Consider the following 15,732-nt stretch of genomic DNA (forward strand, 5'->3'; position numbering starts at 1 on the left):
CGGACTCATGTGAGGGGTCTGTTGGGCGTTTGCAGCAAGGTGTCGATCACTTGGTACAGCTCTTTGTAACGCAACGGCTTGGTGATGTAGGCGTCACACCCGGCGAGCCGGGTCTTTTCGCGGTCTTCTTTCATCGCCATGGCCGTCAGGGCGATCACCGGGATGTGTGCGGTCAGCGGGTCTTGCTTGAGCAGTGCCGTGGCCGCCAGGCCGTCCATGCCGGGCAGTTGAATGTCCATCAGGATCAACGCCGGCTGTTGTGCGCGGGCCAGGGTCATGCCGGTTTCGGCATCGGGTGCCCACAGCACCGTGTGGCCGGCATTCACCAACAACAAGCGCGCCAGGCGCATATTGGCTTCATTGTCTTCAATGATCAGGATCTCGGCCATGCTGCCTCCGGCGTGCGATGCAGCGGCAACCACGCGACAAACCGCGCGCCACAGCCTTCACGGCTGGCCACGGCAACACTGCCGCCGTGCAAATCCGTCAGTTGCTTGACCATCGCCAGCCCCAGGCCGGTGCCTTCGAATTTGCGCGCCAGGCCGCTGTCGATCTGGCTGAACGCCTTGAACAGCTTGCCCATGTCGTCCTCAGCGATACCAATCCCGGTGTCGCTGACGCTCAACTCGAGGAACTGTTGATGCGCACTGTCGGGCAAGTCGAAGCGGTACACCGGCCATTCGCCGGGAATCTGCCCGACCTGCTCGCGGGCCACCTGGCGCACCGTCAGCGTCACTGAGCTGCCGTGCTCGCTGAACTTCACCGCATTGGCCAGCAGGTTGTAGACGATCTGCTTGGTCTTGCGCAGGTCCAGTTCCAGGCAGCCGAGGTCTTCAGGGCTTTCCAGCTTCAGTTGAATACGTTGCAGCGCGGCCTTTTCCCGCACGATCAACAGACTGTTGGCCAACAAGCCGGAAAGCTCCGCGCTCTCCAGTTCCAGCTCCATCATGCCGGCCTCGACCTTGGACAGGTCGAGAATGTCGTTGATCAATGACAGCAAGTGCTGGCCGCTGGTGAAGATGTCACCGATGTACTCGCGCTGGGTCTCGCTCATTTCGCCGACCAGCCCGTCCTTGAGCGCCTCGGAAAAACCGATCACCGCATTCAGCGGCGTGCGCAGTTCGTGGGACATGGTGGCGAGGAACTCGGACTTCATGTGGCTGGCGTGCTCCAGCTCCAGGTTCTTCTCTTCCAGGGCGCGCTCGAAGCCTTTGCGTTCGGCTTCTTCCTGCTTGCGCGCGGTGTTGTCGGTGCCGATCAGCAGGTAACCGATGATCGTGTCATGCCGGTTGCGCAAGGCGGTCACCGACACCATGGCCGACAGGCGACTGCCATCCTTGCGGATATAGGTCAGCTCGTAGATGTCTTCGATACCCCGGGAGGCCTTGAACACCAGCGCTTCGAAGCCCGGCGTGATCGGCGTGTCCAGTTCCTGGCTGAGCGCGGCTGCGCGGGTGACCAGTTCGATGGGGTCGGAGATATCGGCGGGGGTGATGCGGTTGACCACATCGGCGGCGGCATAGCCGAGCATGCGTTCTGCGCCGACGTTGAAGATTTGGATTACGCCTTTTTCATCGGTGGCGATGCTCGAGAAATAGGCGCTGTTGAAGATGGCGTCTTGCAGGGCGCCGGTCTTGAGCAGGGTTTTCTGGCGTTTGAACTCGACGATTTTTTCGGCGCGCGATTGCGGCTGTTCGGGTAACGGTGTGTCCATCGCTGTGGCGTTCCGTGGTATTCAGGCCCGTCATCGTCAATCGGCGATGGCGCAGAGCATGCTCACAGAAGATCGCTTGGAGGCGACGAGGAGGAGATGAGGTCCTTGGACAATAGCAGAAATTATGGCGTTTTGATGGCTGGCTAAGGGAGAAATACCTTCGAATGGATATATTCGATCCGAAAACAGTGGTTTTCGAATTTGAGGGTGATGAAACGTTTCATCAATCGACAAATGGTCAACGCAAGCGCTTGCGTAAGAAAATGTATCTGAATTAGAGTCGGCTCACTCGATTACAAAAATAATAATTCCAGGAGCTCATTCATGAGCCTTGAACCCTTGCTTGAGATGCAGGGCATCAGCAAAACCTTCAATGGTTTGCGCGTGCTCAAGAATGTCGGCCTGAAGGTCTACCCCGGCGAAATCCACGCCTTGATGGGGGAGAACGGTGCCGGCAAATCGACCTTGATGAAAATCCTTTCCGGCGCCTATCAAGCCGACCCCGGCGGTGAAATCCGCATTGCCGGCCAGCCCATCCCCACCTTCGACCCCGCCACCGCCAAAGCCCTCGGCATTGCCGTGATCTATCAGGAACTGAGCCTGTGCCCGAACCTGAGCGTGGCCGAGAACATCTACCTGGGCCGCGAACTGCGGCGTGGCTGGACCATCGACCGCAAAGGCATGGAGGCCGGGTGCATCGAGGTGCTGCAACGCCTTGGCGCGGAGTTCACCCCGTCAACGCGGGTCAGCAACCTGTCGATTGCCGAGCGCCAACTGGTGGAAATCGCCCGCGCCTTGCATGCCCACGCCAAGATCCTGGTGATGGACGAACCCACCACACCCTTGTCATCCCGCGAGACCGACCGTTTGTTCGCGCTGATCAAACAGCTGCGCAGCCAAGGGTTGGCGATCATCTATATCAGCCACCGCATGGCCGAGATCTACGAGCTGTCGGACCGCGTTTCGGTGCTGCGTGACGGCCAATACATCGGCGAGCTGACCCGCGAGGCGCTGTCGGCCGAAGTGCTCGTGAAAATGATGGTGGGCCGCGACCTGTCGGGGTTCTACAAGAAGGAACACGCTGCGTATAACCCCGGCAACGTGGTGATGCGCGTGCGCGACATGGCCGATGGCAAGCGCGTGCGCAACTGTAGTTTCGACCTGCATGCCGGCGAAGTGCTCGGTATTGCCGGCCTGGTCGGGGCAGGGCGCACCGAACTGGCACGGCTGATCTTTGCCGCCGACCCACGCACCTCCGGCACCCTGGAAGTGGTCGGCAAGACCATCACCCAACTGCGCACCCCGGCGGATGCGATTCGCGCCGGCGTCGTTTACCTCACCGAAGACCGCAAGGCCCAGGGCCTGTTCCTCGACATGAGCGTGGCCGACAACATCAATGTCTGCGCGTGTGTACCGGATGCGCATGCCGGTGGTGTGCTCGATCGTGGCCACGCGGCGCAACGCGCGAGGGACGCGATCCAGTCACTGTCGATTCGCGTGGCGTCGGGCAAGGTCAATGTCGGCGCGCTGTCCGGCGGCAATCAGCAAAAGGTGCTGCTGGCGCGACTGTTGGAGGTCAAGCCGCATGTGCTGATCCTCGACGAGCCTACACGCGGCGTGGACATCGGTTCCAAGTCCGAGATCTACCGCATCATCAATCAACTGGCGCAGGCCGGTGTCGGCATTGTGGTGATTTCCAGCGAGCTGCCGGAAATCATCGGCACCTGCGACCGCGTGCTGATCATGCGCGAAGGCCAGTTGGTGGCTGAAGTCGGCGGGGCGTCGGGCCAGGTTATTTCCCAAGAACGTATTATTGACCTCGCCACCGGTGGCGATCAGGTGGTTGCCAATGGCTGAATTGAACGTTGCAACAATAGGTAAAGCTGAACGCGCACGCGAGTTGATGCGCACCGTCGGCATGTTGCCGGTGCTGATCCTGTTGCTGGTGGGCTTTGCCCTGGCCAGCGAGAACTTCCTGACGGTGCAGAACCTGTCGATCATCACCCAGCAGGCCTCGGTGAACGTGGTGCTGGCGGCGGGCATGACCTTTGTGATTCTCACGGCGGGTATCGACCTGTCGGTGGGCGCAATCCTGGCCGCGTCGGCGGTGGTGGCGTTGCAAGCGTCGATGTCGCCGCAGTTCGGCATGTTCGGGATTGCCGCCGGTATTGGCTTCGGGCTGTTGCTGGGCCTGGTCAACGGCGGATTGATCGCCTTTATGCGCCTGCCGCCGTTTATCGTCACCCTCGGCGCACTGACCGCCATGCGCGGTTTGGCGCGCCTATTGGCCGATGACAAGACCGTGTTCAACCCCGACCTGCCGTTTGCGTTTATCGGCAATGACTCGGTGCTCGGTGTGCCCTGGCTGGTGATCATTGCCGTCGCGGTGGTGGCGCTGTCGTGGTTTATCCTGCGGCGCACGGTGATGGGCGTGCAGATCTACTCGGTGGGCGGTAACCCGGAAGCGGCGCGATTGTCGGGGATCAAGGTGTGGAAGGTGTTGCTGTTCGTCTACGCCATGTCCGGTGCGTTGGCCGGGCTGGGCGCGGTGATGAGCGCTTCGCGCCTGTTCGCGGCCAACGGCCTGCAACTGGGGCAATCCTATGAGCTGGACGCGATTGCCGCGGTGATCCTTGGCGGCACCAGCTTTACCGGCGGCGTCGGCACCATCGGCGGCACGCTGATCGGCGCGCTGATCATCGCGGTACTCACCAACGGCCTGGTGCTGCTGGGCGTCTCGGATATCTGGCAATACATCATCAAGGGCATCGTGATCATTGGCGCAGTGGCGCTGGATCGTTATCGCCAGTCCGGTGCGCGGACCTGATTTCACTCATACAACAATCACAAGAGAGACCCGCATGAACGTCAAACGTATCTTTCCCGTTATTGCCTTGGCTGCCTTGATGTCCCAAGCCGTCGAAGCGCGCGAACTCAAAGCCCTCGGCATCAGCATGGGCTCGTTGGGTAACCCGTATTTCGTGACCCTGGCCGATGGCGCCACGGCGCGGGCCAAGGAGCTCAATCCCAACGTCAAGGTGACCTCGGTGTCGGCCGACTATGACTTGAGCAAGCAGTTTTCGCAGATCGACAACTTTATCTCGTCCAAGGTCGACCTGATCCTGATCAACGCGGTAGACCCGTCCGCCATGGCCTCGGCCATCAAGAAAGCCCGCGACGCCGGCATTGTCGTGGTCGCCGTGGATGTCGACGCCAAAGGTGTGAACGCCACCGTGCAGACCGACAACGTCGAGGCCGGCAAGCTGGCCTGCCAGTACCTGGTGGATAAGCTCGCCGGCAAGGGCAATGTGATCATCCAGAACGGCCCGCAAGTCACTGCCGTGACCGACCGCGTCAAAGGGTGCAAGGCGGCACTCGCCAGTGCGCCGCAGATCAAGGTGCTGTCCGATGACCAGGACGCCAAGGGCTCGCGCGAAGGTGGTTTGAACGCCATGCAGGGTTACCTGACGCGCTTCCCGAAAATCGACGGCCTGTTCGCGATCAACGACCCGCAAGCCATCGGCAGCGACCTGGCGGCCAAGCAGCTCAAGCGCAGCGGCATCGTTATCACGTCGGTGGACGGCGCGCCGGATATCGAGAATGCGCTGAAGACCGACACGCAAATCCAGGCGTCCGCCAGCCAGGACCCTTGGGCCATGGCGCAGACCGCGGTGAACGTGGGCAATGACATTCTCAACGACAAAGCCCCAGCCGAAGCGGTGACCCTGCTCACGCCAAAACTAATCACCCGTGACAACGTCGGTACGTACAGCGGTTGGTCGAGTAAACGTTGAATCAGTGAGAGGAACAGCGCCGTGGTCACCATGGATGACGTCGCAAGCAGGGCGGGGGTGTCGACATCGACGGTGTCCCATGTGTTGAACGGTACCCGCAAGGTCAGCCCGGCCACGGTGCAAGCGGTGCAGCAGGCAATCCAGGCGCTGGGGTACATCCCCAACACCCTGGCGCGCTCGCTGGCCCGGTCAAGTACAAGCACGATTGGCGTGGCGATCTCGGCGCTGTCCAACCACTACTTCAGTGAAACGGTGCACGCGATTGAAACCGAATGCGCCAAACACGGCTACATGATGCTGTTTGTCGACACCCACGACGACCCGGAGCAGGAGCTGCGGGTGGTCACGGCGCTGCATCATCGGCGGGTCGACGGGATTGTGCTGGCACCCTCGAACGGCTCCAAGGCGCTGGAGTACCTGCGCGCCAACGAGATTCCAGCGGTGCTGGTGGACCGCATGATGAGCGAGCAGTTTGACCAGGTCGGGGTGGACAACGCCGAGCCCACCCAGGCCCTTATTGAACATCTGATCGCCCATGGTCACCGCCGCATTGGCTTTATCGCCGGACGCGAGGGGTTCAGCACCACCGATGAGCGAGTGGCCGGTTACCGCGCGGCGTTGCACGTGGCGGGGCTGGCGTTTGATCCACAGCTGTTGGTCAATGGCGGCTCCAACACAGAGCCGGCACGCCAGGCCACGGCGCAGTTGCTGGGCCTGGCCGCGCCGCCCACGGCAATCATGGCCGGCAACAACCTGATGACCCTCGGCGCCATGCACGCGCTGCGTGACGCACACATCGCCGTGCCGGGGCAGATGGCCTTGGTCGGCTTTGATGATTTTGACTGGGCGGACTTTTTCGTGCCGCGCCTGACCTTGATCGCTCAGCCGGTCAAGGCACTCGGCGCTCGCGCTGTCGGCCTGTTGTTGCAACGCATGGCTTCGCCCACGGCACCGCCCCAGAGCGTGCGCCTGGCGCCAACCCTGCAATGGCGTGACTCATGTGGCTGTAGTTGATTGGAAAACCACGTATGAACCTTCCTGTTTCCCTCGGAATAGACCTCGGCACCTCAGAACTCAAGGCCATCCTGATGGACCTCGACGGTAGGGTGCTGGCCCACGCCGGCGTGCGTCTGAGTGTGTCGCGGCGCCACAGCGGCTGGTCCGAGCAGGCGCCGGAAGATTGGTGGCAGGCGTGTGTGCAGGCGTTGGGGCAACTGCGTGCGCACGAGGCGTTTGCGCGTGTGGCCTGTATCGGCCTGTCCGGGCAAATGCACGGTGCTGTGTTGTTGGGGGAGGACAACCGCGTGTTGTATCCCGCAATCCTGTGGGACGATTCGCGCGCGATCGCTGAGGCTGAACAGTTGGGGGCGGGGTTTGCCGACGTCACGGGCAGCCTGCCCATGGCCGGGCTCACGGCGCCGAAATTGCTGTGGTTGCAACAGCATGAGCCTGAGGTATTCAAGGCCATCGACTGCGTGTTGTCGCCCAAGGACTACCTGCGTTTGCGCCTGAGTGGCGAGCGTATCAGCGAGATGTCCGACGCTGCCGGGACGTTGTGGCTGGATGTGGCACAGCGTGAGTGGTTCGCCCCGATGCTGCGCGCGACGGGCCTTGTGCCGGAACAGATGCCCAAGTTGGTCGAAGGCGGCGCCGCGAGTGCGGGTTTGACGGCAACCGAGCTGGGGCTGTCGACTGACGTAGTGATTGCTGGCGGCGGTGGCGATAATCCGGTGGCCGCCGTGGGTATCGGTGCGATCAACGCAGGCGATGGCTTCATCACCCTCGGCACCAGCGCGGCGATTGTCGCCATCACTGACCACGCTGCCGGCAACCCAGCCAGTGCCGTGCACAGCTTCTGCCATGCGTTGCCCAACCGTTGGTACACCATGGGCGCGATGCTGGCCGGTGCCAGTTGCTTGCGCTGGGTGACGCGGCTGACCGGCATGGCGGATGAGCAAACGTTGTTGGACCACGTGCAACTGCAGTTGCCCATAGGGCAGCCTGTGCCTTTGAACACACCGCTGTTTCTACCGTACCTCGCCGGTGAACGTACCCCCCATAACGATCCGTTGCTGCGCGGTGGATTCATGAGCCTGGGCCATGACTGCACGCCCGCCATGCTCGGCTACGCGGTGATGGAAGGTGTGGGCTTCGGGTTGCTCGATGCCTTGCACGCCGTGCAATCGGCGGGTGCGAATGTCGGTGCCTGCGCCCTGGTGGGGGGCGGGGCGCGCAGCGAATACTGGGCGCAGTTGCTGGCGAATATCCTGCAGCGGGAAATCTTCACCTTGCACGGCAGTGAGTTGAGTGCGTGCATCGGTGCGGCAAAGCTGGGGTTCCTGGCGATCGGGCAGGGGGAGGCGTTGTTGCAGGCGGGGATGCCGGTGAAGGCGAGGTATTTGCCTGATGCCACGCAGCGGCCGGTGCTGGAAGCGCGGTACCGCAAGTTCCGAGGCTTGCTGGTAGCGGCCAAAACGCTGCACGAATAAACGAAGCCGTTCGAATTGTGGGCGCTGGCTTGCCTGCGATAGCGGTGGGTCAGCAATGCAAGTATCAACTGGCAGATCGCAATCGCAGGCAAGCCAGCTCCCACATTAGAACTGCCGTGTTAATCCCCCAGCGGTGGCAAACGCCGTTTCACCGGGGTTTTCTTGACGATGGCCGTGTTGGTTTCCGCATAGGCGTTAAGCCGGTCAAGCAAACTGTCCAGATGATCCATGGTGCGCACATGCAGCCGCGCAATAAAACAATCCTCGCCCGTGACCTTGTCGCACTCCGTGAACTCGGGGATCGCTTGGATCTGGCGCTCCACCTCCTGCAACTTGCCGGGTAACGGGCGAATGCGCACGATGGCCTGCAACAGATAGCCAAAATGCTTGGGGTCGATATCCACGGTGTAGTGGGTCAACACGCCGCGCTCTTCAAGACGCCGCAAACGCTCGCCAACACTGGGCGAAGACAGCCCGGTAATGCCGGCCAAGGCCTTGAGCGACAGGCGTGAGTCGTCCGTCAAAGCGGCGATCAGTTGCTGGTCGATGGTGTCAATCATGGGGTCCGCCTAATAAGTAAAGGCTATCCAGGTGTTTGACCTTTTTTAGTCACTGGAGCCGCTCTCAAGCAGATTGCCATAATTGAGCCTCACTTGAGGAGCCTTAATCATGGACACATCCATCCGTCGCGGGTCGTGGGAAATGGTCGCCGCCATGCTGATCTCGGGCACCATTGGCTGGTTTGTATTGGTCTCTGGCGTGTCGGTGATCGAAGTGGTGTTCTGGCGCTGCGTGATCGGCGGGCTGACACTGTTGCTGGTGTGCGCGCTGCTCGGGTACTTGCGCCTGGACCTGCTCAGCTGGGCCAAGGTCGGGCTGGCCATGCTCAGTGGCGTGGCGATTGTCGGTAATTGGTTGTTGCTGTTTGAGTCCTATTCCCACGCGTCAATTGCCATCAGTACGGCGGTGTACAACGTGCAGCCGTTCATGTTGGTGATGTTGGCGGCGGTGTTCCTGGGTGAAAAGATCACCGTGCAGAAGCTTGCGTGGCTGAGCGTGGCGTTTCTCGGGATGTTGGCGATTGTTACCGCCCATGGCGATCAACAGAGCAGCGGCGCAGATTACCTGGTGGGTATCGCGCTGGCGTTGGGCGCAGCGTTTTTGTATGCGATTGCGGCGTTGATCATCAAGCGCTTGAAAGAGGTACCGCCGCATTTGATGGCGTTGATCCAAGTCGCAACCGGGGCGGTGCTGCTGGCGCCTTTAGTGCCCTGGAACAGCCTGCCAACGGCGCCAGACGCCTGGGCCGCACTGGTAACGCTTGGCGTGGTGCACACCGGCTTGATGTATGTGTTGCTGTATGGCGCGATCCAGAAATTGCCGACGGCCATCACCGGAGCACTGTCGTTTATCTATCCGATTGCAGCGATCTTCGTCGATTGGATGGCTTTCGGGCATCGCCTGGGCTGGCTGCAATGGCTGGGGGTCGTGGCGATTCTGCTGGCGGCTGCCGGCCTGCAGCGCGGCTGGCGCTGGCCTGTAGTGAGCGGGCTTGTCCCGCGCTGGGCTGCGAAGCGGCCCTAAAATCAGACACCGTGTTCTACCTGGAAGAACGCGGTGTTTTTTATTGGGGCCGCTTCGCAGCCCAGCGCTGGACAAGCCCGCTCACTACAAGCTGTTCCAATATTGGCGATGGATCAGTGTGTGCCCTGAAAGATGATGTTTTCCGGGTTGAAATGCTCCACCGCACTGCCCGGCTGCGGCAGACCGAGGATGTGCCCCTTTATCTTGCCCACCACGTGCATCTCGCACGGCTTGCAGTCGAACTTCAAGGTCAGCACTTCATCGCCATGGATCAACTGCATCGGCGCTACCTTGGTCTTCACGCCGGTGACACCCTTGGCCTGTTTAGGGCACAGGTTGAACGAGAAACGCAGGCAGTGCTTGGTGATCATCACCGGCACTTCGCCGGTTTCTTCGTGGGCTTCGAAGGCGGCGTCGATCAGTTTCACACCGTGACGGTGGTAGAAGTTGCGGGCTTTCTGGTTGTACACATTGGCCAGGAACGACAGGTGTGCTTCCGGGTACACCGGCGGCGGCGAGGTCTCGGCTTTGCGGCCACCGCGCGGGTGAGCGGCGATGCGTGCGGCGGTCAGCGCTTCAATCACTTCGCGGCGCAGTGCCTTGAGCTGTGAGTTGGGGATGAAGAACGCTTGCGGTGCATCCAGCGCGATGTCCGTCGCGTGGTATTCGGTGGTGCCCAACTGGCCGAGCAGGTCGCGCAGGGTGTCCAGCGCCTGTTCCGGCTTGTTGGCCACGCCGAACGGGCCGGGCAGGGTGACGCTGGCGCTGATGCCTTCTTCGCTGGTGGCGGTGACTTCCAACTGCTCTTCACGCAGGCGCGCGGCCCACGCCAGCCCGATACGGCGCTCGGCGGAGGTCTTTTGCAAGGCCTGCTGCCAGTTATGGTCCAGGTTGCGGTTCAGCGGATGATTCGGGCGCAGTTGATGCAGGCCGGCCGGCATTTCGTTCGGCTCGACGCGGTAGCGGTAGCGTTTCTCGCCGTCTTCCTCGAACTCGCCTTTAGGCTCGGCGATGTTGGCGCGGAAACCCACGACTTCACGCTTGACCAGCACATTGAGGCCGTCGCCGTTGGACAACGGCTCATGGGTGACAACCTGCAAGTCGCGCTTGCCGGCTTTTTCCACCACACCCACCGGCAAGCCGGTAAACGTCGGGGTGTCGAAGGCGCCGATGTCGATCTTGCGGTCGCTGACGAAATAGTCGGTGCTGCCACGGTGGAAGGTTTTTTCCGGGTCGGGCAGGAAGAAATGCGCCGTACGGCCGCTGGACGCGCGAGCCAGGTCCGGGCGGTCTTCAAGAATCTCGTCGAGGCGCTGGCGGTAATAGGCGGTGATGTTCTTCACATAGCCCATGTCTTTGTAGCGGCCTTCGATCTTGAACGAGCGCACGCCGGCCTCGACCAGGGCGCGCAGGTTGGCGCTCTGGTTGTTGTCTTTCATCGACAGCAGGTGCTTTTCAAACGCCACGACGCGGCCCTGGTCATCCTTCAAGGTGTACGGCAGGCGGCAGGCCTGGGAGCAGTCGCCACGGTTGGCGCTGCGGCCATTTTGCGCGTGGGAGATGTTGCACTGCCCGGAGAACGCTACGCACAAGGCGCCGTGGATAAAAAACTCAATGGCCGCATCGGTTTCATCAGCGATGGCGCGGATTTCCTGCAGGTTCAGCTCACGGGCCAATACCAGCTGCGAGAAACCGGCCTGGTCGAGGAACTTGGCGCGGCCGAGGGTACGAATGTCGGTCTGGGTGCTGGCGTGCAGCTCGATGGGCGGAATATCCAGTTCCATCACGCCCAGGTCTTGCACGATCAACGCATCGACGCCGGCGTCGTAGAGCTGATGGATCAGCTTGCGCGCGTGTTCCAGTTCGTTGTCATGCAGGATGGTGTTGATGGTGGTGAACACGCGCGCGTGGTAGCGGCGTGCGAACTCCACCAGGGAAGCGATCTCACTCACTTCGTTACAGGCGTTATGGCGCGCGCCGAAGCTCGGGCCGCCGATGTAGATGGCGTCGGCGCCATGCAGGATGGCCTCGCGCGCAATGGCGACATCACGGGCAGGGCTGAGCAATTCGAGGTGATGCTTGGGCAAGGACATAGTTTTTTTAGTCAGGCTTGTCACGGTTGAGGCGCGCATTGTAGCTGTGAAACGCTGGGCGGGCACCTACCGCAGGGCTGGCGGCCTATGCGTCCCATGCTTAGAGGGTGCAAACCCAATCGAATGTGGGAGCGAGCAAGCCCGCTCCCACATTTTTGACCGAGTTCGGCTTAGGCCTTGGCGGCCATTGCGGTGACTTCAACGCGCATGCCTTCTACCGCCAACGCAGCCACACCCACCGCCGCGCGCACGGGCCAGGGCTTGGCGAAGAAGCGTTTGTAGACCTCATTAAAGGCGGCGCGATCGGCCATGTCGGTGAGGTAGATGGTCAAGTGCATCACCCGATCCATGGAACTGCCGGCCTTTTCCAGCGCGACTTTCAAGGCTTGCAGGGTGCATTCGCTTTGCAGGGTGATGTCGCCCAGTTCCAGGCTGCCATCGGCGCGGGTCGGGATCTGGGTGGACACCAGGATGCCGTTGAAGCCGATCACATCCGATGAAATCGAGTCGGCATCTGGGTCAGGGGTGTAGTGCAGGTCGTGGTTGGCCATGGGCGCCTCGCGTTGGCAGGTTCAGAAAGGCGCCCATGGTCCTCGAAAACGACAGCAGGGGCAAACTACGCCCAGCGGCGGAACAGCACACTGGCATTGACGCCGCCAAAACCGAAGCCGTTGGACAGTGCGTATTCAATCGCCATTGGCCGGGCTTCACCGCGCAGCAGGTCCAGGCCATCGGCGAGGGCGTCGGGGTTTTGCAGGTTGAGGGTGACCGGGGCGATCTGATCGCGTAGGGCCAGTACGGTGAAAATGGCTTCGATGCCACCCGCAGCCCCCAGCAGGTGGCCGGTAGCGGATTTGGTCGAGCTTATTGCGAGGCTGCCGTTGGCGCCGAACACCGTTTTAATCGCGGCCAATTCACCTTTGTCACCCACTGGCGTCGACGTGGCGTGGGCATTCAAGTACTGCACCTCAGCCGCCTGGATTCCGGCCTGGCGCAGTGCCTGCACCATCGCCCGCCGTGCGCCATCGCCGTCTTCAGGACCGGCCGTCATGTGATAGGCGTCGGCGCTGGTGCCGTAGCCGACCAACTCCGCAATCGGCTGTGCACCCCGCGCCAGGGCATGTTCCAGCGCCTCGATGACGAGGATGCCGGCGCCTTCGCCCATGACGAAACCGTCACGCGCCTGGTCGAATGGCCGCGAGGCCCGTTCAGGTGTGTCATTGAAGTCGCTGGACAACGCCCGCGCTGCCGCAAAACCCGCCAGGCTGACCCGATGGATCGCTGCTTCGGCACCGCCGCACACCGCCACGTCGACTTCACCGGCGCGAATCATCCGCGCTGCATCCCCAATGGCCTGCACACCCGCCGCACAAGCGGTCACCGGGGCACCCAGTGGGCCTTTCAACCCGTAGTTGATCGACACATGCCCGGCCGCCATGTTGCTCAGAAAGGAGGGAATAGTGAACGGCGACAACCGCCGCGGGCCTTTGCTGTCGGTGGTGCGCACAGCATCGGCAATCGCCGGGAAGCCGCCCACGCCTGAGGCAATGATGGTGGCAGTGCGCTCTTGCTCTTCAGGTGTTTTCGGTGCCCAGCCGGCTTGCTTCAGTGCTTCATCCGCCGCTGCCAGTGCGAACAAAATAAAGCGGTCCATCTTGCGTTGCTCCTTGGCCGCCAGCAGCCGATCAGGATCAAACCCGGCTTCCGGGTCCTGCTGCACGCTTTGCACCTGGCCGCCAATGCTGACGGCCAAGTCTCCAATCAACGCCTCCGGCAGGCGACGAATGCCCGACTGCCCGGCCAACAGGCGTTGCCAAGTGGATTCCACGTCAGCGCCCAGCGGCGTCAGTGCGCCCATGCCTGTCACAACGATGCGTTTATTCATGATCAATCGACTCCAGTTGCGTTGAGGGAACAGACCCTATGGACGTCACTATCATCATGAAAGTAACATGGCGTCACGCACATTTGTACTCATCCACAGGTTACCGCCATGCAACGCAAGTCCCTCACCCGCGACGAATGCCCCATCGCCCGCAGCCTTGAACGGGTAGGGGAGTGGTGGAGCATCCTGATCATGCGTGACGCATTGCAGGGCCTGCGCCGGTTCGATGAGTTCTCGCGCAGCCTGGGCATCGCGCCCAATATGCTCACACGCCGTCTCAACGCGTTGGTGGAGGCGGGCATGCTCGAACGCCGGGCCTACAGCGAACGCCCGCCGCGCCATGAATATGTGCCGACGGCCAAGGGTGAGGATTTCCGTATGGTGCTGATGTCACTGGTGGCCTGGGGCAATCGGCATTACGCCGAGGAGGGCGCCAGTGTCGAGTTGGTGGAGCGCGAAACGGGCAGGCCGGTGCAGCCGATGTTTGCAAATGCCGAAGGGCGTGTGGTGCCGTTGGACCAGTGCGTGTTGCAGGCTGGCCCTGCAGCCAGCGCCGGCATGCGCGAGCGGTTGGCACTGCTCGACGCAAAGCCTTGAATGACGGGGGCTGCAGCAATTATCTGGCGCCAGAAAATAAACATTTTTGCCGCGTCAAGTCGCGTATTTCCCAGCCGATAGCCAATCAAGAGATTAGTTTTTCCGCGCGGCTGAGGGTACGTCATGTTCAACAAAACACTCAAAACCGAACTGGCGGCCAGGACGGCCGAATCCACTGAGTACAAAGGACTGATCGTCGCACTGGAACGCTCCATGGCCGTGGTCGAATTCGACCTCAATGGCAAGGTGCTGCGGGCCAACGATAACTTTCTCAAGACCCTGGGCTACAGCGCGGGTCAATTGAGCGGCAAATCCCACCGCGACTTTTGCTTGCCGGCGCTGACCAGCAGTGCAGCGTACAGCCAATTCTGGAGTGATTTGAAAGCCGGCAAGTTTGTATCAGGCACCTTCAAGCGCGTCGATGCCAATGGCAAGACGGTCTGGCTGGAAGCGAGCTACAACCCGGTCCTGGATGAACGCGGCCAGGTGCTGAAAGTGGTCAAGTACGCCTTGGACGTCACCGCCAAAGTGGAGCAGGAAGCGGCCACTTCCAGCAAACTGGTCGCGCTGGACCGGGCAATGGCCGTGATCGAGTTTGACCTCGGCGGCAACGTATTGGACGCGAACGCCAACTTCTTGAACGTGATGGGTTATTCGCTGGCGGAACTCAAAGGCAAACACCACCGCCTGTTTTGCGAACCGACCCTGGTCAACAGCAGTGAATATGCCGACTTCTGGCGTCGCCTGAACAACGGCGAATTTTTCACCGGGCAATTCAAGCGCCTGGGCAAACATGGCCGGGTGGTATGGCTGGAAGCCAGTTACAACCCGGTCTACGACGGCGACGGCAAGTTGGTCAAGATCGTCAAGTTCGCCAGCGATATCACCGAGCGTGTGGAGAAGTTCGAGGAAGACTCCCGTGGTGCTTCACGGGCCTACCATATTTCGTCCGAAACCGAGCGTTTTGCCGAGCATGGCACCCAGGTGATCCAGGAGACCGCCAGCGAGATGCGCCGCATCGCCGACAACATTGGCGCTTCTGCGCGACTGGTCGGGCAACTGGGCGATCGTTCGGAGCAGATCACCGCCATCGTCAATACCATTCGCGGTATCGCCGACCAGACCAACCTGTTGGCGCTCAACGCGGCCATCGAAGCGGCACGTGCGGGCGATCAAGGGCGCGGCTTTGCGGTAGTGGCCGATGAAGTGCGGCAACTGGCCGGGCGCACCAGCCGTTCCACGGCGGAAATCGCTGAGATGATCGGCATGATCCTCTCGGAAACCCGTGACGCCGTCACCAGCATGAACGCCACCCAGGAAGGCGCCCAACGCGGTGTCAACCTGGCGGATCAGGCGGGCTCGGTCATCCTGCAGATTCGCACCAGCACCAGTGATGCGGTGCAGGCCGTGAGCATGTTTGCGTCGAAGCTGGACGAGTCGGAAGTGATTCCCAAGACCGCCGTGGGTTGGATGGGCTGATGTGGAGAAGGGGGGGTTGTGGTGAGGGGGGCTTTGGTCAGGGCCCCCCTTATTGATCGCGCCAGCCTTGGCGCTGCCGGTGTCGAGGGGGCGGTAG

General features: G+C 61.5%; 14 protein-coding genes. 8 read left to right on the forward strand and 6 right to left on the reverse strand.

Annotated features, from left to right (window positions below; translation table 11 throughout):
• Nucleotides 1-5: 5 nt before the first annotated feature.
• Nucleotides 6-389 (reverse strand): response regulator, encoded by a 384-nt coding sequence (locus JBO08_RS06370; protein ID WP_065909326.1) that lies wholly within the window; start codon nt 387-389, stop codon nt 6-8.
• On the reverse strand, nt 374-1,714 hold the full coding sequence (locus JBO08_RS06375) for a HAMP domain-containing sensor histidine kinase (protein ID WP_065873126.1): 1,341 nt from the start codon (nt 1,712-1,714) through the stop codon (nt 374-376). Before JBO08_RS06375 ends, JBO08_RS06370 begins: the two co-directional genes overlap by 16 nt.
• A gap of 324 nt (nt 1,715-2,038) precedes the next feature.
• Between JBO08_RS06375 and JBO08_RS06380 the strand changes: the two genes are divergently transcribed.
• From JBO08_RS06380 to xylB, 5 genes are read left to right on the forward strand one after another with little or no spacing between them, the layout of a single operon-like run.
• Nucleotides 2,039-3,571 (forward strand): sugar ABC transporter ATP-binding protein, encoded by a 1,533-nt coding sequence (locus JBO08_RS06380; RefSeq protein ID WP_220074294.1) that lies wholly within the window; start codon nt 2,039-2,041, stop codon nt 3,569-3,571.
• Nucleotides 3,564-4,541 carry an ABC transporter permease subunit gene (locus tag JBO08_RS06385; RefSeq protein ID WP_065873124.1) on the forward strand — a complete coding sequence of 326 codons (978 nt, stop codon included), beginning with the start codon at nt 3,564-3,566 and terminating at the stop codon, nt 4,539-4,541. Before JBO08_RS06380 ends, JBO08_RS06385 begins: the two co-directional genes overlap by 8 nt.
• Nucleotides 4,542-4,575: 34 nt before the next feature.
• On the forward strand, nt 4,576-5,508 hold the full coding sequence (locus JBO08_RS06390) for an ABC transporter substrate-binding protein (protein ID WP_065873123.1): 933 nt from the start codon (nt 4,576-4,578) through the stop codon (nt 5,506-5,508).
• A 21-nt stretch (nt 5,509-5,529) separates the two neighbouring features.
• Nucleotides 5,530-6,522 carry a LacI family DNA-binding transcriptional regulator gene (locus JBO08_RS06395; RefSeq protein WP_065873122.1) on the forward strand — a complete coding sequence of 331 codons (993 nt, stop codon included), beginning with the start codon at nt 5,530-5,532 and terminating at the stop codon, nt 6,520-6,522.
• A gap of 14 nt (nt 6,523-6,536) precedes the next feature.
• A complete protein-coding gene (gene xylB / locus JBO08_RS06400; protein WP_220074293.1) occupies nt 6,537-7,997 on the forward strand; it encodes a xylulokinase in 1,461 nt (486 codons plus the stop codon).
• Between the two features lie 119 nt (nt 7,998-8,116).
• On the opposite strand, the gene JBO08_RS06405 is transcribed toward xylB, so the two are convergent.
• On the reverse strand, nt 8,117-8,557 hold the full coding sequence (locus JBO08_RS06405) for an Lrp/AsnC family transcriptional regulator (protein ID WP_065880500.1): 441 nt from the start codon (nt 8,555-8,557) through the stop codon (nt 8,117-8,119).
• Between the two features lie 109 nt (nt 8,558-8,666).
• Here JBO08_RS06405 and JBO08_RS06410 point away from each other — a divergent pair, with 109 nt between their 5' ends.
• Nucleotides 8,667-9,581: a DMT family transporter gene (locus JBO08_RS06410; protein ID WP_065945973.1), complete on the forward strand. Its 915-nt coding sequence runs from the start codon at nt 8,667-8,669 to the stop codon at nt 9,579-9,581.
• A 113-nt stretch (nt 9,582-9,694) separates the two neighbouring features.
• Here JBO08_RS06410 and JBO08_RS06415 read toward each other — a convergent pair whose 3' ends face one another.
• From JBO08_RS06415 to fabF, 3 genes are all read right to left on the reverse strand, one after another.
• Entirely contained in the window at nt 9,695-11,674 is a 1,980-nt protein-coding gene (locus JBO08_RS06415) for a U32 family peptidase (RefSeq protein WP_220074292.1), read from the reverse strand.
• Between the two features lie 170 nt (nt 11,675-11,844).
• Complete coding sequence (locus JBO08_RS06420; protein ID WP_065873118.1) at nt 11,845-12,225, reverse strand: RidA family protein; 381 nt, start codon at nt 12,223-12,225, stop codon at nt 11,845-11,847.
• A 65-nt stretch (nt 12,226-12,290) separates the two neighbouring features.
• Nucleotides 12,291-13,559 carry a beta-ketoacyl-ACP synthase II gene (gene fabF, locus JBO08_RS06425; RefSeq protein ID WP_065873117.1) on the reverse strand — a complete coding sequence of 423 codons (1,269 nt, stop codon included), beginning with the start codon at nt 13,557-13,559 and terminating at the stop codon, nt 12,291-12,293.
• 108 nt (nt 13,560-13,667) lie between these two features.
• On the opposite strand from fabF, the gene JBO08_RS06430 reads away from it, so the two are divergent.
• Together JBO08_RS06430 and JBO08_RS06435 are read left to right on the forward strand one after the other, a co-directional pair.
• The gene (locus tag JBO08_RS06430) at nt 13,668-14,156 is read left to right on the forward strand and encodes a helix-turn-helix domain-containing protein (protein WP_065873116.1); all 489 of its coding nucleotides are present in this window, start codon (nt 13,668-13,670) and stop codon (nt 14,154-14,156) included.
• Nucleotides 14,157-14,279: 123 nt separating this feature from the next.
• Nucleotides 14,280-15,635: a PAS domain-containing methyl-accepting chemotaxis protein gene (locus tag JBO08_RS06435; RefSeq protein ID WP_065880504.1), complete on the forward strand. Its 1,356-nt coding sequence runs from the start codon at nt 14,280-14,282 to the stop codon at nt 15,633-15,635.
• The last annotated feature ends 97 nt before the right edge of the window (nt 15,636-15,732 follow it).

It is taken from the genome of Pseudomonas sp. LAP_36, from assembly GCF_019456785.1.
GTDB lineage: Bacteria > Pseudomonadota > Gammaproteobacteria > Pseudomonadales > Pseudomonadaceae > Aquipseudomonas > Aquipseudomonas tritici.